This window comes from Flavobacterium sp. CF136 (genome assembly GCF_000282055.1).
Taxonomy (GTDB): domain Bacteria; phylum Bacteroidota; class Bacteroidia; order Flavobacteriales; family Flavobacteriaceae; genus Flavobacterium.
Window position 1 is genome coordinate 113,571 of sequence record NZ_AKJZ01000007.1, and the last position, 17,021, is coordinate 130,591.

The 17,021-nt window shown below is 29.9% G+C and carries 17 protein-coding genes; all 17 read left to right on the top strand.

Features of this window, described 5'->3' with window-relative positions; translation table 11 throughout:
- The first annotated feature begins 33 nt into the window (after nucleotides 1–33).
- The 17 genes from PMI10_RS01585 (at nucleotide 34) to PMI10_RS01665 (ending at nucleotide 17,018) form a co-directional block, all read left to right on the top strand.
- A complete protein-coding gene (locus tag PMI10_RS01585; protein WP_007803768.1) occupies nucleotides 34–1,293 on the top strand; it encodes an ABC transporter ATP-binding protein in 1,260 nt (419 codons plus the stop codon).
- Between the two features lie 14 nt (nucleotides 1,294–1,307).
- Complete coding sequence (locus PMI10_RS01590) at nucleotides 1,308–2,525, top strand: glycosyltransferase family 4 protein (protein ID WP_007803771.1); 1,218 nt, start codon at nucleotides 1,308–1,310, stop codon at nucleotides 2,523–2,525.
- Between the two features lies 1 nt (nucleotide 2,526).
- Entirely contained in the window at nucleotides 2,527–3,603 is a 1,077-nt protein-coding gene (locus tag PMI10_RS01595; RefSeq protein WP_007803773.1) for a DegT/DnrJ/EryC1/StrS family aminotransferase, read from the top strand.
- The gene (locus PMI10_RS01600) at nucleotides 3,597–4,244 is read left to right on the top strand and encodes an acetyltransferase (RefSeq protein ID WP_007803775.1); all 648 of its coding nucleotides are present in this window, start codon (nucleotides 3,597–3,599) and stop codon (nucleotides 4,242–4,244) included. Before PMI10_RS01595 ends, PMI10_RS01600 begins: the two co-directional genes overlap by 7 nt.
- A gap of 32 nt (nucleotides 4,245–4,276) precedes the next feature.
- Nucleotides 4,277–5,182, top strand: coding sequence for a glycosyltransferase (locus PMI10_RS01605; RefSeq protein WP_007803777.1), 906 nt, complete (start codon nucleotides 4,277–4,279; stop codon nucleotides 5,180–5,182).
- An 87-nt stretch (nucleotides 5,183–5,269) separates the two neighbouring features.
- The gene (locus PMI10_RS01610) at nucleotides 5,270–6,163 is read left to right on the top strand and encodes a glycosyltransferase family 2 protein (protein WP_007803779.1); all 894 of its coding nucleotides are present in this window, start codon (nucleotides 5,270–5,272) and stop codon (nucleotides 6,161–6,163) included.
- The gene (locus tag PMI10_RS01615; RefSeq protein ID WP_007803781.1) at nucleotides 6,163–6,906 is read left to right on the top strand and encodes a glycosyltransferase family 2 protein; all 744 of its coding nucleotides are present in this window, start codon (nucleotides 6,163–6,165) and stop codon (nucleotides 6,904–6,906) included. Before PMI10_RS01610 ends, PMI10_RS01615 begins: the two co-directional genes overlap by 1 nt.
- Nucleotides 6,907–6,937: 31 nt before the next feature.
- The gene (locus PMI10_RS01620) at nucleotides 6,938–8,023 is read left to right on the top strand and encodes a glycosyltransferase family 2 protein (protein WP_007803783.1); all 1,086 of its coding nucleotides are present in this window, start codon (nucleotides 6,938–6,940) and stop codon (nucleotides 8,021–8,023) included.
- A gap of 15 nt (nucleotides 8,024–8,038) precedes the next feature.
- On the top strand, nucleotides 8,039–9,133 hold the full coding sequence (locus tag PMI10_RS01625; RefSeq protein WP_007803786.1) for a glycosyltransferase family 4 protein: 1,095 nt from the start codon (nucleotides 8,039–8,041) through the stop codon (nucleotides 9,131–9,133).
- Nucleotides 9,133–9,792 carry an acylneuraminate cytidylyltransferase family protein gene (locus PMI10_RS01630; RefSeq protein WP_007803788.1) on the top strand — a complete coding sequence of 220 codons (660 nt, stop codon included), beginning with the start codon at nucleotides 9,133–9,135 and terminating at the stop codon, nucleotides 9,790–9,792. The genes PMI10_RS01625 and PMI10_RS01630 overlap by 1 nt, the downstream gene beginning before the upstream one ends.
- A 2-nt stretch (nucleotides 9,793–9,794) precedes the next feature.
- Entirely contained in the window at nucleotides 9,795–10,442 is a 648-nt protein-coding gene (locus PMI10_RS01635; protein ID WP_007803789.1) for a hypothetical protein, read from the top strand.
- Nucleotides 10,439–11,479 carry an N-acetylneuraminate synthase family protein gene (locus PMI10_RS01640; RefSeq protein ID WP_007803791.1) on the top strand — a complete coding sequence of 347 codons (1,041 nt, stop codon included), beginning with the start codon at nucleotides 10,439–10,441 and terminating at the stop codon, nucleotides 11,477–11,479. The genes PMI10_RS01635 and PMI10_RS01640 overlap by 4 nt, the downstream gene beginning before the upstream one ends.
- Nucleotides 11,472–12,605, top strand: a complete 1,134-nt coding sequence (gene neuC / locus PMI10_RS01645) for a UDP-N-acetylglucosamine 2-epimerase (protein ID WP_007803794.1) — start codon at nucleotides 11,472–11,474, stop codon at nucleotides 12,603–12,605. Before PMI10_RS01640 ends, neuC begins: the two co-directional genes overlap by 8 nt.
- On the top strand, nucleotides 12,605–13,999 hold the full coding sequence (locus PMI10_RS01650) for a hypothetical protein (protein ID WP_007803796.1): 1,395 nt from the start codon (nucleotides 12,605–12,607) through the stop codon (nucleotides 13,997–13,999). Before neuC ends, PMI10_RS01650 begins: the two co-directional genes overlap by 1 nt.
- Nucleotides 13,996–14,634 carry a CatB-related O-acetyltransferase gene (locus PMI10_RS01655; RefSeq protein WP_007803798.1) on the top strand — a complete coding sequence of 213 codons (639 nt, stop codon included), beginning with the start codon at nucleotides 13,996–13,998 and terminating at the stop codon, nucleotides 14,632–14,634. Before PMI10_RS01650 ends, PMI10_RS01655 begins: the two co-directional genes overlap by 4 nt.
- A gap of 69 nt (nucleotides 14,635–14,703) precedes the next feature.
- Nucleotides 14,704–16,137: an MBOAT family O-acyltransferase gene (locus PMI10_RS01660; protein WP_007803800.1), complete on the top strand. Its 1,434-nt coding sequence runs from the start codon at nucleotides 14,704–14,706 to the stop codon at nucleotides 16,135–16,137.
- Nucleotides 16,137–17,018, top strand: a complete 882-nt coding sequence (locus PMI10_RS01665) for a hypothetical protein (protein ID WP_007803803.1) — start codon at nucleotides 16,137–16,139, stop codon at nucleotides 17,016–17,018. Before PMI10_RS01660 ends, PMI10_RS01665 begins: the two co-directional genes overlap by 1 nt.
- Nucleotides 17,019–17,021 lie beyond the last annotated feature (3 nt).

The window sequence follows — 17,021 nt, forward strand, 5'->3', positions numbered from 1 at the left end:
AATTATTATTTTTATTTCTAATCCAATTCTAAATTGAAAGATATTATATTAAAAGCCGAAAATATTTCTAAGCAATACCGTTTAGGACAAGTAGGTACCGGGACTTTGAGTCATGACCTGAATCGTTGGTGGCATGAAATACGAGGTAAAGAAAACCCATATCTAAAAATTGGCGATATTAACGACCGTTCTGTAAAAGGAAATTCTGATTATGTTTGGGCTTTACAAGATATAAATTTTGAAGTAGAGCGAGGTGAAGTTCTTGGAATTATTGGTAAGAATGGAGCTGGTAAATCTACTTTATTAAAAATATTGTCTAAGGTAACTGCTCCTACAACGGGAAGCATTAAATCTCGTGGGCGTATTGCTTCGTTGCTTGAAGTTGGTACAGGATTTAATCCTGAGTTAACCGGTAAAGAAAACATATTCCTGAACGGAGCGATTCTTGGAATGACCAAAAAAGAAATAACCTCCAAGCTTGAGGAGATTGTAGAGTTTTCCGGTTGCGAACGTTATATAGACACTCCCGTAAAGCGCTATAGCAGTGGAATGACCGTACGGCTGGCTTTCGCAGTAGCTGCTTTTTTGGAACCTGAAATTTTGGTGGTCGATGAAGTATTGGCTGTAGGTGATGCTGAATTTCAGAAAAAAGCCATTGGTAAGATGCAGGATATTTCTAAAGGACAAGGAAGGACTGTTTTGTTTGTTAGCCATAATATGGCGGCAGTGAAGAGTTTGTGTACTAAAGGGATAGTTCTGGAAAATGGATTAATAAAATACAATGGTTCAGTAGAACAAGCGTTGGATATATATAACTCTCAAAACAAATTAACAGAATCAAAAATTTGTTGGTCGTCTGCGGAAGCACCGGGTAATGAAAAAGCAATTATAAAGTCAATTAATGTATTTTCTAAAAGTGGATTTAATTACATTGAGGAAGATGTTTTTGTGGAAGTTTTTTATGAAAATTTAATTGAGGAACAAGTTTTAAATGTCTCAATATCGATATTTGATGATAAGGAAAATTATTTAATTGCTTCTCCAAACTTAAATAGACAAAAACTTAAAAAGGGAACTTTTAAAAGTGTCTGTAAATTAAATAAAAACACTTTCAATACGGGCAAATATTTCTTTAGTATTTTATTAGTTGGAAATAATTTTGAATTAATTGTAAAATTAGAAAGTATTGTATCTATAGAATTTAAAGAAGAGGGAACAAAAAGAGGGAATTTTTTTGACACCTGGAGCGGGGCATTAAGGCCTTATTTTGATTGGTCAAATTCAGAAGTCTAAGCTGTAAACAAAAAATGATACTATATAAATTTAGAAGAAATATCATAAAAAAAATAAAAACTATTTTTTTAAAACAAAGGTTTGTGAAGAGTTTTTATAAAAATGATTTATTTATTTATGATGATATTTTTCCACATCCAATTTCTGGTTTTCGGTACGAAGAGTTTAAAACTTTACTAAATATTTTTAAAAAATCTAAAATTATTGTAGAACCCATATCCTATCCGGCATTAAAAACTGAAGTAAAAATTCACAAAATTCATATTTTGGAATTTAAGTCCAAATTTCCAGAGTTAGAAAATAAGTTTATAGAAAAGAAAAGAATTGTAAATATTAACACAAAACTTTTTTATTGTGTTTTTTTGTCTAATATATATCGCAATTTAGTTTGGTTAGAAAAATATAAAATTCCTTTTGTATTTACACTTTATCCAGGAGGTGGATTTCAGGTAGAAGATTTGATAAGTGATCAACAATTAAAAAAGGTATTAGCATCGCCCCAATTTAGAAAAGTTATTGTAACGCAATTATATACCAAAGAGTATTTAATCAAAAATAATTTTTGTGAAGCAAATAAAATAGAATATATTTTTGGTTGTGTTGTGCCACAGCTTTCATTAAATGCAAATATATCGTTTAAAAAAAACTATCCTGCTAAGGAAACATTTGATATTGTATTTTGTGCTGCTAAATATATGTCAAAAGGATTAGATAAAGGTTATGATGTATTTATTGAGTTAGCACATAGTTTGATTAAAAAATATGATTTCGTTCGTTTTCATGTTGTTGGTGGTTTTGATAAAGAAGAAATAGATGTTACTTTACTTAATGGAAAAATTACATTTTATGGATATCAAAAATTTGATGATTTAAATACTATTTATCAACAAATGGATGTGATTGTATCTCCAAATAAACCTTTCTTATATGGAAAAGGAGCGTTTGACGGCTTTCCTTTAGGCACAGTAATAGAAGCAGTTTTAAATAGTGTTGTTGCAATTGTTACTGACAAGCTGAACCAAAATACAGTTTTTGAAAACGGAAAAGAAATTATTATTACGGATGGAGATGTAACTTCAATTGAGAAAGAAATAGTAAATTTGATACAAAATCCTGAAAAACTGTTTGATATATCTCAAAAAGGGAGAAATAAATTTTTAGAAATTTATTCTAATGATTATCAAATGAATCCTAGAATTAAATTACTAACTGAAGAAATTGAAAGAAAATAACATGATAAACGTAACCAAGACTTTTCTTCCACTTATAGAAGAATACAACAAGCAGGTTCAACGTGCATGGGATAATGAATGGCTAACTAATCGTGGAGAATTAGTTTTGGAGTTAGAAGAAAGATTAAAAAAGTATTTATCCATTTCTAATATTATAATGACTAATAATGGTACCGTGCCATTGCAAATTGCATTAAAAATATTGGGAAATAAAGGAGAAATTATTACCACACCATTTAGTTATGTAGCAACTACAGCAGCAATAGTCTGGGAAAATTGTACTCCGGTTTTTGTAGATATTCATCCAGAGTATTTAACGATTGACGAGACTAAAATTGAAGCCGCTATTACGGATAAAACCACTGCTATTTTAGCTACACACGTTTTTGGTAATCCCTGTAATGTGGTTGCAATAGAAGCTATTGCAAAAAAACATAATTTAAAAGTTATTTATGATGCCGCACATTGTTTTGAAGTAAAATACAATGGCAAATCTATTTTTGATTATGGAGATGTAAGTACCTGTAGTTTTCATGCTACAAAATTGTTTCACACAGGAGAGGGTGGGGCTATGTTTTCAAAAAATCTTGATTTGCAACATCAATTATTCTACAGTCATAATTTTGGGCATAACGGGCCATTAGCATTTCATGGTTTGGGTATAAATGGAAAAATGTCTGAATTGCAAGCTGCAATGGGTCTTGCTGTTTTGCCTTATATGAATAAAATAATTAATGAGAGAAAAAAAGTAGTTGATTTTTATAATGATACACTTAATTTTTCAAAACTACAAGGCTTAAAAATAAGGGAAAATACGCAGTGGAATTATAGCTATTATCCTGTAATTTTTGATAGCGAAGAGCAATTACTTAAAGTTCAAAAAGCATTAAATGAAAATCAAATTTTTCCTAGACGTTATTTTTACCCTTCTTTGAATACAATCGAGTACACCATTGGGATGTCAATGCCTATTTCTGAAAGTATCGCATCTCGAATTTTATGTTTGCCTTTGTATGTTGGTCTGTCAGTAGTAGATATGACCAGAATCGTTACTTTAATAAATAAGAATTTATGTTAATTGTTGGCGCGAAAGGATTTGCAAAAGAAGTTTTGGAAATAATTAACCAAATGAATCAATTAGAAAATTTGGTTTTTTTTGACGATGTTAATGATGATATAAAAGGGAATTTATATGAAATTTTTCCAATTTTAAAAACAACTAATGAGGTTGCTGATTACTTTAATACAATAGATAATCGATTTACAATTGGAATTGGTAATCCTGTTTTAAGAAAAAAGTTATTTAATAAATTCATTTCATTGGGCGGAGTCTTTACTTCTACAGTTAGCCCTTTAGCAAATGTAGGTTCATTTGATGTTCAAATAGGACATGGAACTAATATACTTTCAGGCGTAATTATTTCAAATAGTTCCAAAATAGGAATGGGATGTATTGTTTATTATAATTCAATAATTACTCATGATTGTAAAATTGGTGATTTTGTAGAAATTTCCCCAAGTGTAACTTTGTTAGGAAGATCTACAGTAGGGTCTTACTCTCAAATAGGATCAAATGCAACGATATTACCGGACAAAGCAATTGGTAAAAATGTTATAATAGGTGCTGGCTCAGTAGTTACAAAAGACATACCTGACAATTGTGTTGTAGTTGGCACACCTGCAAAAATAATAAGGGAGCTAGACCCATTAGAGTTTTAAGTATGCCGCAAAATTTGAAAGTTAGTGTTTGTATGATTACTTATGGTCATGAAAAATATATTCGTGATGCAATTGAAGGGATTTTAATGCAAGAATGCGATTTTGAGGTAGAACTTATTTTAGCAAACGATTGCTCCCCAGATCAAACGGATAAAGTTATTCAGGATATTTTAGAGAATCACCCAAAGAAATCCTGGATTAAATATTTCAAACATGAAAAAAATTTAGGAATGATGCCTAATTTTATTTTTGCAATGAATGAATGTCAAGGTAAATACATTGCATTATGTGAAGGTGATGACTACTGGACAGATCCATTAAAATTAAAAAAGCAAGTTAGTTTTTTGGAAAAGAACGAAGAGTTTGTGATTAGCTGTAGTAATAGTCATTTAATTAACCCTGATGGTAGCTTTATTGGAATATTTAATGAAAATGAAATCCCTGAAATTACGGATACAAATTATATTTTAACTAATGAATGGTATATTCCAACAGCGAGTGTTGTTTTCAGAAATATAAATATTGAGTTGCCAAAATGGTTTTGTAAAGTACTAAGTGGAGATTATAGTCTTTATCTAATTCTTACTGCTAATGGAGGTTTGGTTCATTATAAAAATGAAACAAGATGTAATTATCGATTGCACGAAAATGGAGTTTCGAATATTTTTAAAAAAAGTGAAAAGATATATAATTATTCGATGTTGTTTATATATAAGATGTTTAATGACTATAGCAATAGGAAATATAGCTCTTCAATTAAAATAAAAATAGAAAGATACTCAATTAATATTTTAAAATCATTGCCTGTTTTATCAAAAGAATTCTGGAAAATTTCATTTCATTTATTTTGGTTTGACAAGACTTTAAGTAGAAAATATATTGATTATTTTATGAGGCGAATATTTAGAAAAATAAAATTTTTATTAAAAACGTCTTAAGGAGCTTATTAAAAATTAAAGGTTCATCTAAATTTTAAATTAATTATTTACGAGTTTTAATTTAAATAATAAAAGCAATTAATTAAAATGAACTATCCAAAAATATCAATTGTAACACCAAACTTTAACGGAGGAGAATATCTTGAGCAGACTATTCAATCTGTTTTGTCTCAGGATTATCCTAATTTAGAATATATTATTATTGATGGCGGCAGTACAGATAATTCAATTGATATAATTAAAAAATATGAAAATCAATTAACGTATTGGGTTAGTGAACCTGATAACGGTTTGTATGAAGCAGTTCAAAAAGGTTTTGATAAATCGACAGGCGAAATTATGGCCTGGATAAATTCAGATGATTTGTACCACCCAAAAGCATTTTTTACAGTTGCTGAAATATTTAAATTGCCTGGCATAAATTGGCTTCAGGGAATTCCGTCTACTTTTGATGAGGCAGGGAGAACTATTGCAGTTAATAAAATAAAAAGATGGTCTAAATTAAATTATTACTTAGGAGATTTTAAGTGGATTCAGCAGGAATCAATTTTTTGGCGACGTTCCTTATGGGATCTATCGGGAGGAAAACTGACGGTCGAAATGAAATATGCAAGTGATTTAGAATTATGGATTCGTTTTTTCAGGCATGAAAAATTGTTTGTTACCAATGCTTTGCTGGGTGGATTTAGAATGAGATCAAAACAACAATTATCATTAGATTTTGCTGAAGAATATTTGAAAGAAGCAAATGAAAGAATAAAATATGAGGTTGATAATATTATTTCAAATGAAGAAAAAAAAATAGTAATACGTATAAAAAAAATGAATGTTTTTCTGTCTAAATTTCGATTTGGATTTATAAAAAGGATAGTAGAGAAAATTTTATATTTCAAACTTCAAAAAAACAAAGAATCCCTATTTTGTTATCCGCCCATGATAGTTTTTGACAGAGTAAAACAAGAATTCAAAATTGATAAATAATGTTGAAGTTATCCATTATTACAATTAACTATAACGATGTTCAGGGTCTAAAAAAAACCGTAGAAAGCGTTACTAATCAAAGTTGTAAAGATTTTGAGTATATTGTGATTGATGGTGGTTCTACAGATGGCAGTGGTGAATACTTATCCCTTCAAAACGATAAAATTAATTATTGGATAAGCGAACCGGATCATGGCATTTATAATGCAATGAACAAAGGTATTAAGAGGGCAAAAGGAAGTTATTTTTTGTTTTTGAATAGTGGCGATACTTTGGTAGATGATAAAGAAATATTAAATAAAATTATTTCAAAATTAAACGATAAAGCAGTGTATTATGCACCTATATATTTGCTGAAAAATGATTTAACTCAAACTAAACTTGATTATCCTATAAAATTAGATGAACGGTTTCTATTTACAAATACGATATGTCAACAGGCAGTAATTTATCATAATTTGTCTTATCATAATTTATATTTTGATGAAAAGCTAAAATATATTTCTGACTGGAAAATGCATTTCGTTCTATTTAAAAAAAGGTTTGATTTTATTTATTTAGAAATTCCGTTTGCAGTTTATGATTTAAATGGAATAACCAGCAATGGAGAAACTAAATATGCTGCCCATCGTGAAAGATTAAAACTACAGTTTTTTGAGTTTTTTTTCTATTTTGTAAAATATTATGGAACTAATAGACGAGTGCTTTTTAGATTACTTAAAATATTCATAAAAAATAATTAAAGCTTTTGCTATAGTTTTAAAAAAAATATAAATGATAACTATTCTTTATACGTTTAGAAACAGAGATATAAGAAGAATTAAAAATTCTCTTGATTCATTAGCAAAACAAGTAAGCCAAAATTTTAATGTAATTTTTGTAGATTATGGTTCCAGCGATATTATTTCTTCAAAAATAAGAGAGCTTTTAAATCAGTACAATTTTGTTACTTATATCCATCTTTTTACAGCAGAACAGCCTTGGAATAAATGTAAAGCCTTAAATTATGCTATAAAAAACTTAGAATCAGATTATTGTTTTACTGCGGATGCTGACATGATTTTTCATTCAAAATTTACAGGGATTTTAGAAAAATTCGCAGAACCAAATAAAGCAACTTATTTTCAGGTGGGATTTTTAAATGAAGAAGAAAGTCTAAAAGATGTTCCTTTTGAAAATTATAAAACTAATTTTTTAACCAATAATGAAGCAACAGGAATGACGTTGTTTCCCGTTGAAAAATTGAAGTTAATAAATGGTTTTGATGAGTTTTTTCATTTTTGGGGAGCCGAAGACACAGACATTCATAATCGTTTAAAGAATCTGGAATGTGAAATTGTATATTATGATACTGAATTATTATTATTGCATCAATGGCATAAAAATTATAGATCAAGAGAGACACAAGAGTTAAGTACTGAATTACAATTGTCAGGAATAGTTGAACTTAATCATAAACATTTGGTTTATAATTTAAAAAATAAAACAATAAAAGTAAATTCGGAAAACTGGGGTATAATATTAGATAAAACAGAATTTAATGAACTAAGTGATGTTAGTCCAAAAAAGCTTTCCACTGAAAAATCTAAAATTGATCATTTTTTATATTATGAATTGCCAAATTCAAAAGAAAAAATAATTGCAATACAAATAAAAAAGGATGAAATTGGTCAATTTGAAGTTAAGAGCATTCTTAAAAAAATATTAGGCAGGAAAGTAACGAAGCATTATACATTAAAAGAAATAAACGATCTATTACTAATGCATATTGTTTCGTTTTATCATAAATATCCTTATTCTTATAAAATTAGCGAAGATTTAAAAAGTATCATATTTAAAATAAAAAAACAGGAATTATAATTTTAAAACCTAAAAATGCCAAAAGTAATTTTGATTTCGCAAGTACCTCTTCCTTTCGATAAAATTGGAAGCTGGACAACATTATATAAAAACTACCTGATGAGTAATCATCAAATAGATTATATAGTTTGCAGTGAGCCAAAATTAAAATTTGAAAGCGTTGATTACAGTTTTGTGACTAATGATTTTAGTGAAAAAGTAATTAGAAAACTGACTAAAAACACCTATTATGGCTATCTAAAAGCTCTGGATAAGATTATAAAACCAAATGAAAAATATATTATTCAAATTATCGATAATTATGGTATCGTAAAGAATTTGGTAGATTTTTTAGAAAAGAACCACAAACGAAATCAGTGTTATCTCCAGTTTTTTTACCATAGTTTTCCTCCATTTTATGCAAATTTTCATGGGAGATGGTTTTTCGAATCAATTGATGAAATGGTTTTATTGACGCATGACTCTTATTTAGCGCACAAAGATACTTATACTGTTTTGCCAACACGTTTTTCTGTATTGCATAATGGAATTGATACATCAAAATTTTATCCTGTTTCGATAGTTGAAAAAGAGCAATTAAAAAAAGAACAAAATCTTTTAGATAAGAAAATTTTTGTGTGGTGTTCTCAGGATCGCCCCAAAAAAGGATTACATATTGTTCTGGACGCCTGGAAAAGAGTATATGAAACTCGTCAGGATATTGTTTTATGGGTTATTGGATGCGAACCTAAAAGCCCTGTAAATGGAGTTGAATATTTAGGAAGAATTCCTAATGATGAATTACCAAAGTATTATCAGGCAGCTGACTGTTATTTGTTTTCGACTTTATGCCATGAAGGTTTTGGAATGAGCCTGATTGAAGCTTTGCATTGTGGTAACTATTGTATTGCATCAGCTGCTGGGGGCGTTCCGGAAGTGCTGCAATATGGTAAACTCGGTAAATTAATAAACGAGCCAAATTTTGTGTCAGAATGGGAAAAAGCTATTTTAGAGTTTTTAAATAAGGAATCCGTTTTCGATATTTCAATTCCAAAAGATTTATACTCAGCCGTAAAGTGGAATGAAGGTATGGATGTGTTAATTGAAAATGCTAAGAAAAATATGGGCTAATGAAAACAATAGTTATAATTCCTGCTCGGGGAGGTTCTAAAAGATTACCTCAGAAAAATATAAGACTTTTGGGTCAGATTCCTTTATTGGCGCATAGCATTTTGTATGCTCAGGCAAATAGCGATATTGTTGATGAAATTTATGTTTCTACAGATGATGAACAAATAAAACATGTTGCCTTACAATTTGGAGCCAAAATTATAAACCGGCCTCAATCGCTGTCCGGAGATTTAGAACCTACAGTTTCAGCATTAAAAAATGTTTTAGAACAAATCGATGATGAGGTGGAAAATGTAATTTTATTACAAGCAACAAACCCATTACGTCCAACAAATTTATTAAGGGAAGCATTTGAAATTTATAAAGAAAAAAAAAATGATAGTTTATTTACCGTTAGTCAGAATCATCAAAAATTAGGTAAAATTGAAAATGATAAATTTATTCCGTTCAATTATACAATCGGTCAGCGTAGTCAGGATTTAGAGCCTTTATTTTATGAAAACGGATTGCTTTATATAAGCAAAACAAAATTAATTTTAGAAGATAAAATTTTATCAGAGAATGCTTTTCCTTTAAAGATGAATCATATTTTTGCTAAGGTTGATATTGATGATCAAAATGATTTTGATTATGCGGAATATTTATTAAAGATTATTTGAAAATGGAAATAAAAAAAAATGCCGTTGAGAATTATAAATTTTTTTGTTCCTTGGAAGGAAGTGATTATATCGCAACTCCATTTGCTTTAGAAGTAATTTTAAGATTAATTACTACTTTTAAATCAAAAAGAATATTAGAGATCGGAATGGGAATTGGTTGTGTTGCTGATACTATTTTGAAATATAATGACAAGAATAAACTTGAAATTGAATATAGTGGAACTGAAAAAAATGATTTTTGCTTAAAAGCATTACCTATTAATGTAGCATTTTTTAAGGATGTCATACTTTATTCTGAATTAAAAGAAATCAAAAATGAAAAATTTGATTTCATTATAATTGACGGATCCGATGAAGCTCTAATGAATATTAAAGAATATTGCAATAAACATACAGTACTTTTTATCGAAGGTGACAGGCAAATTCAAGTTCAAACAGTTGTAAAAGTTTTTCCAAAAAGCTTATATGTCAATGTCATTACATTAGAAAAAAATCCGCCATATGCACATGAAGGGAGAGATATAAATAGTTATATAGGAGGTGGACAATTAATTTTTGCAAATCCTACTTTTCAGATGAAAATATATTGGTTTAAAGAGAAGGTGAAAACATTTATAAAAAGAAAAATAAGAAAATTTAAGAGGAAATGAATCCATACATAGAAATTGCCGGCAGAAAAATTGGACTTGATTTTCCGCCTTTGGTTATAGCAGAAATCGGAATTAATCACGAAGGATCTCTTCAGGTTGCTAAAGAAATGGTCGATGCTGCACATAGAGCAGGAGTTGAGGTCGTAAAACATCAGACTCATATCGTTGAAGATGAAATGAGTGGTGCTGCAAAAAAAGTAATCCCAGGTAATGCAGATGTTTCTATTTATGAAATCATGGAACGCTGCTCATTAAATGAAGCGGATGAATTAGAACTAAAAAAATACGTTGAAAGTAAAGGAATGATTTTTATTTCGACTCCATTTTCACGGGCTGCGGCCGAGAGATTAAAAAAGTTTGATATTCCGGCTTATAAGATTGGTTCCGGAGAGTGCAATAATTATCCATTGTTAGAGCATATTGCCTCTTTTGGGAAACCCGTAATATTAAGTACAGGAATGAATACTATAGAAAGTGTTCAAAAAGCAGTAGCCATTTTTGATAAATATAATATTCCTGTGGCTCTTTTGCATACAACCAATTTGTATCCAACACCAATTCATTTGGTTCGTTATGGCGCAATGATAGAATTGCATGGAGCTTTTCCGGATAAAGTTTTTGGATTAAGCGATCATACATTAAACAATAATGCCTGTTTAGGAGCAGTAGCTCTTGGAGGAAGTATTTTAGAGCGGCATTTTACAGATCATATGCAACGTACAGGTCCGGATATTGTGTGTAGTATGGATGAAAAAGCATGTCAGGAATTAATTGTTTCCTCTGCAGAAATCGCATTAATGCGTGGTGGAACAAAAAAACCGGCACTTGAAGAACAAGTTACAATCGATTTTGCGTTTGCAACGGTATGTTCTATTAAAAATATTAAAAAAGGCGAAACTTTTACCAAAGAGAATATCTGGGTAAAACGTCCGGGAACAGGAAAAATTTTAGCCGAAAAATTTAATGATGTTCTTGGAAAAAAAGCAACAAGAAATATTGAAACTGACGAACAACTAGATTTTTCGGATTTTGAGTAACTCACAAAAAAAGATTCTTTTCCTGACAGGTACACGTGCCGATTTTGGTAAAATAAAATCATTAATTCAAACGCTTGAAATACAACAGGATTTTGAGGTTTTTGTCTTTGTTACCGGTATGCATCTGCAGGAGTTGTACGGCTATACTTTAATAGAGATTGAACGCTGTAATTTTAAAAATGTTTTTACTTTTGAAAATCATACCCACGAAACCACTATGGATTTAACTTTGGCTAAAACCATAGAAGGATTGTCAGGTTATTGTAAAACAATTAATCCGGATATGATTGTTGTACATGGTGATCGTGTAGAGACGCTTGCCGGAGCAATTGTAGGATCTTTAAATAATATTTTAGTTGCGCATATAGAAGGAGGAGAAGTTTCGGGTACAGTAGATGAGTTAATTCGTCATAGCGTAAGTAAATTAAGTCACGTTCATTTTGTTTCTAATGTCGAGGCCAAAAAGAGACTTTTACAAATGGGAGAAATCCACGAATCAATTTTTATGATAGGATCTCCGGATATTGACATCATGTTTTCGGATCAATTACCGGATTTGAAAAAAGTTAAGGAATATTACAATATTGATTTTGAGCAATATGCTATTGTAATGTTTCATCCGGTTACAACCGAAATTAAAGAAATGCAGCAATATGCTATAAGCTTTGTAAATTCTTTACTGGAAAGCAATCATAATTATGTTGTTATTTATCCAAATAATGATTTGGGAAGCCAATTTATAATTGAGGCTTATGAAAAACTAAAAATGAATTCGAGATTTAGAATTTTTCCATCACTTCGGTTTGAGTATTTTCTAACTTTATTAAAAAACAGCCAATTTATTATAGGCAATAGTAGCGCTGGAATTCGTGAAGCGCCGTATTATGGAATTCCAATTATAAATATTGGAACAAGACAGCAAAATAGAGCCATTCATGCTGACATCATAAATACAGATTATTCTGAAAGAGGTATAAGAGAAGCTCTTGATTTAATAGTTTCACATAAAGTTAATGCTTCAAATGAAGATTTTGGACAGGGAAATAGTAATGAATTATTTCTTGAATGCCTTCAAAAACAAGATATTTGGCAGCTTAATCATCAAAAACAATTTAGGGATTTTTAATGAAAAATAATAAGATTTTTATTTTATTACCTGATGGCGTTGGCTTGCGAAATTTTGCATTTACAAATTTTCATAAGATTGGTATTGAAAATGGTTTTGATATTACATTTTGGAATAACACCCCTTTTCAATTAAAAGAACTGGGTTTTAAAGAAATTAAAATTGAAAAAGCCAAAACGCATTCTTTTACGGATATTTATAAAAATGTGAGAAAACATATTGAACTCAATTTAAATATTAAAAAGAGTGATGATATTGTTTATGATACGTATAGATTTCCATTTAGTTATAAAGGCATTAAGAACAAAATAAAAAGTCTTACAGCAGAGTCGCTAATTTATTTTTATTCCTCAGAAAAAGGATTAAACGTTATTCGTGAAAAAATTAAAAGGAATGAAAAAAAAACAATTTATTATCAGAAATGTTTAGAAGCACTTCAGAGTGAAAAGCCTGCTATAATTTTTTGTACAAATCAACGCCCTACTCTTGCTATTGCACCAATTTTGGCAGCAAAAGAATTAGGAATCCCCACTGCGACTTTTATTTTTTCCTGGGATAATCTACCTAAAGCCACAATGGTTGTTGAAACGGATTATTATTTTGTGTGGAGTGAACACATGAAGAATGAATTGCTTAATTATTATCCCTATATCGAAGAAAAACAAGTATTTGTTTCCGGGACACCTCAGTTTGAAACGCACTTTAATACTGATAATTTAGTTTCACGCGACCTTTTCTTTGAACAAAATAAATTAGATGTAAATAAAAAATATATTTGTTATTCTGGAGATGATATAACAACCTGTCCTGATGATGCGGAATATTTAAAAGATGTTGCAGAAGCAGTTCGTAACCTAAATCATGAAGGAAATAATTTAGGAGTTGTTTTTAGACGCTGTCCTGTTGATTTCTCTGACAGATACAATAAAATACTCGAAGATTACAAAGATATTATTATACCCATTGCCCCTGCCTGGCAAAAAATAAGTGAAGATTGGAACACAATTTTACCAACCCAGGCAGATATTATTTTGCATGCGAATACTATAAAACATACAGAAATGGTTGTAAATCTGGGTTCTTCAATGGTTTTTGATTATGTAAGTTTCAAAAAACCGTGTGCTTTTATTAATTACGATGTTGCTAATAAGAAGGATAAAAATTGGTCTGTAATAAAAATATATAATTATATTCATTTCCGATCAATGCCAGACAAAGAATCGGTTGTATGGTTAAATTCATCGAAAGAAATTGCTCAAAAAATACGAGCCAGTTTGTCAAATTCAAATGCAATAATTGATAATGCTCAAAAATGGTTTGAAAAAATAAATCAGTCCACACCACAATTAGCATCTCAACGTATATGGGAAGGCATAAAGCAAATAGTAAAATGAAACAGCTTTTGCGTAAAATAGCATGGAAAATTCTAGGGAACGATTATTATAATTTTCTAAAAGGCCAAAATAAAACGTATTTGCATCAGGCAAAAAATGTAACTATTGGTTATAAAACGTATCATAATGGTGCTTTTGTATGGCAATGGCATAATAATTCGGCATTAGAAATTGGCAAATACTGCTCTATAGCAAATGATGTCAATTTTATATTAGATTCAGGACATCATATGGCGAGTGATATTACGACGTTTCCTCATTTCAATCATCTTGTAAATAAAGATTTACTTATTGGCGATAAAACACAATATGATTTTAAGAAATCTATAAAAACTGATGAAAGTAAAACGAAAATTGGCAATGATGTATGGATTGGTATGAATGCTGTAATTTTGCCGAATGTAACAATTGGTAATGGTGTAACTATTATGGCAGGAGCAGTTGTAACAAAAGATGTTCCGGATTATGCTATTGTTGGGGGTATTCCGGGAGAAATTGTGAAAATGAAATACGATTTGGATACAATTTTAAAAATGAAGCAAATTGAATGGTGGAATTGGAGCCCGGAAAAAGTGGAAGAAAATGTAGGGGATTTTTATATTCCAATTCAGGACTTTATAACCAAATGGCTTTAGCAATTTCTCATTAATGACAAAATAGATTCTAAGCAGATTCTACCAGTCCTTTAATAATTAACTTAATTTATGTTTTTTAACTCTTTGGCTTTCGCCATTTTTTTACCAATCGTTTTCTTCCTGTATTGGTTTGTTTTTAATAAAACCAAAAGTACCCAAAATGCCTTATTAATAGTTGCAAGTTATTATTTCTATTCCTGCTGGGATTGGAGATTCTTATTTTTATTGGTTTTCTCCACTTTCTTAGATTTCTATACAGGAATTCAAATTGAAAAAGGAAAATCAGAGAAAAGCCGGAAATTTTGGTTTTGGCTCAGTATTTTAGTCAATTTAGGTTTTCTGGGAGTTTTTAAATACTATAACTTTTTTGCTGCTTCTTTTTCAGAACTATTAAATAATGCTGGGATAAAAGCAAGTCCTATTTTACTGGAGGTGATTCTTCCGGTCGGAATTTCATTTTACACTTTCCATGGATTGTCGTACGTAATTGATATCTATTATAAAAGAATAAAAGCCGAATATAATTTTGTTGATTATTCCTTATTTGTGAGTTATTTTCCGCTTTTGGTTGCAGGACCAATTGAGAGGGCAACACATTTATTGCCTCAGGTAAAAGTAAAACGGGAGTTTGATTTTCAAACTGCAAAAGATGGAGTTTGCCAAATCGTTTGGGGTTTAGTCAAAAAAGTAGTTATTGCAGATACATGTGCAACTTATGCTAACGCTATTTTTGACCATTACACTTCAATGAATTCATTCTCACTTATTTTGGGTGCTGTATATTTTGCATTTCAAATTTATGGTGATTTTTCAGGTTATTCGGATATCGCCCTGGGCGTTTCAAAATTGTTTGGTTTAGATTTATTGCGAAACTTTAATTATCCTTATTTTTCAAGGGATATTGCAGAATTTTGGCGTCGATGGCATATCTCACTATCTTCTTGGTTTCGCGATTATTTGTATATTCCTTTAGGAGGAAGTAAAGGCGGAATCTGGATGAAAATCAGAAATACATTTATCATTTTTGTTGTCAGCGGTTTTTGGCATGGCGCTAATTGGACATACATTGTCTGGGGTTTTATAAATGCAGTTTACTTTTTACCATTGCTTTTATCAAACAGTAACCGGAATAATATGGATGCTATCCGGCTAAAATTTAACTTTGATTCGGTAAAAGTAATAATGAGTATTCTGTATACTTTTTTATTAACATGTGTGGCTTGGGTGTTTTTCCGAGCGAAAACCATTACAGATGCAGTTGCATATCTAAAGCAAATTATTACTAACAGGGATTTTAGTTTTCAATATTTAGACAATGAACGTTATAGCTATGAATTGACATTAATGATTGGGCTATTTGCCCTGATCGAATGGAATAGCCGTACTAAAACAGAGCCTATATCAGGCAAAGGAAATATGCTGAAAATGGCTTTGGCAGTTTTGGCTATTTTAGCCTTCGGGACTTATTCTGATTATAAAGAATTTATATATTTTCAATTTTAATGAAGAAGTTTTTAGTTTACACAGTGAAAATTTTAACCATAACAATTTTAGTTGCGGTAATTTTAGACGGACTCTATACCTTCATTTTTTTACAGTCTAAGAACAGAGGGAAAATAGAAACTATTTTTAATTCAAAAGCTAAAAAATATGATGTAATTATTTTAGGTTCATCGCGTGCAAATAATCATTTCGTATCTCAAATGTTTGAAGATAAAGGATTAAAAACTTTTAACTACGGAATAAGCGGCGGACATTTATTTGAAGCTTCTTTACTATTGAAATTGATGATCGAAAGAAAATATACAATTAAGAATGTAATTCTGGAAGCAGATTTAAATCTTTCTAATGATCATGAGGCTGAAGGAATTGCTGCTTTATTTTTACCATATATTCACAATTCAGATGTAATAAAAGAACATTTTGAAACACAGGAAAATTTTAATGAATTATATTATGTTCCATTTTACAGATATATAAAATATGACACTAAAATTGGTTTTAGAGAAACTTTTTTTACAGCAATTCATAAAAAAACAAATGCTTTAGATAACTTAGGATATTATCCGTTAGAAAAACATAAAAACGGAAATATGAAAAATAATATTGTCAATCTGAACCCTTTGCCTCATAATAAATATTACGAAGAAATTAAAGAGATCTGCAAAGCCAATAAGATCAATTTTATAGCTGTAATGACACCAATGTGTGAAAATGTTGTTGGAATGAATTATTTTGATAAGGTAAAAAAAGCCTATCCGGAAATTCATAATTATGAAAATACAGTAGTTGAGGATAAATATTTTTCGTCTTGCGGGCATATGACAGATACAGGTGCAAGGATGTTTACAAGTAGGATTATAAAAGATTTCTTTAATAAATAAATT

What these genes read in the sequence shown, in the direction of transcription:
- PMI10_RS01590 (WP_007803771.1), top strand. Translation starts at nt 1,308, where the DNA reads ATGATACTATATAAATTTAGAAGAAATATCATAAAAAAAATAAAAACT.
- PMI10_RS01595 (WP_007803773.1), top strand. Translation starts at nt 2,527, where the DNA reads ATGATAAACGTAACCAAGACTTTTCTTCCACTTATAGAAGAATACAAC.
- PMI10_RS01600 (WP_007803775.1), top strand. Translation starts at nt 3,597, where the DNA reads ATGTTAATTGTTGGCGCGAAAGGATTTGCAAAAGAAGTTTTGGAAATA.
- PMI10_RS01605 (WP_007803777.1), top strand. Translation starts at nt 4,277, where the DNA reads ATGATTACTTATGGTCATGAAAAATATATTCGTGATGCAATTGAAGGG.
- PMI10_RS01610 (WP_007803779.1), top strand. Translation starts at nt 5,270, where the DNA reads ATGAACTATCCAAAAATATCAATTGTAACACCAAACTTTAACGGAGGA.
- PMI10_RS01615 (WP_007803781.1), top strand. Translation starts at nt 6,163, where the DNA reads ATGTTGAAGTTATCCATTATTACAATTAACTATAACGATGTTCAGGGT.
- PMI10_RS01620 (WP_007803783.1), top strand. Translation starts at nt 6,938, where the DNA reads ATGATAACTATTCTTTATACGTTTAGAAACAGAGATATAAGAAGAATT.
- PMI10_RS01625 (WP_007803786.1), top strand. Translation starts at nt 8,039, where the DNA reads ATGCCAAAAGTAATTTTGATTTCGCAAGTACCTCTTCCTTTCGATAAA.
- PMI10_RS01630 (WP_007803788.1), top strand. Translation starts at nt 9,133, where the DNA reads ATGAAAACAATAGTTATAATTCCTGCTCGGGGAGGTTCTAAAAGATTA.
- PMI10_RS01635 (WP_007803789.1), top strand. Translation starts at nt 9,795, where the DNA reads ATGGAAATAAAAAAAAATGCCGTTGAGAATTATAAATTTTTTTGTTCC.
- PMI10_RS01640 (WP_007803791.1), top strand. Translation starts at nt 10,439, where the DNA reads ATGAATCCATACATAGAAATTGCCGGCAGAAAAATTGGACTTGATTTT.
- PMI10_RS01650 (WP_007803796.1), top strand. Translation starts at nt 12,605, where the DNA reads ATGAAAAATAATAAGATTTTTATTTTATTACCTGATGGCGTTGGCTTG.
- PMI10_RS01655 (WP_007803798.1), top strand. Translation starts at nt 13,996, where the DNA reads ATGAAACAGCTTTTGCGTAAAATAGCATGGAAAATTCTAGGGAACGAT.
- PMI10_RS01660 (WP_007803800.1), top strand. Translation starts at nt 14,704, where the DNA reads ATGTTTTTTAACTCTTTGGCTTTCGCCATTTTTTTACCAATCGTTTTC.
- PMI10_RS01665 (WP_007803803.1), top strand. Translation starts at nt 16,137, where the DNA reads ATGAAGAAGTTTTTAGTTTACACAGTGAAAATTTTAACCATAACAATT.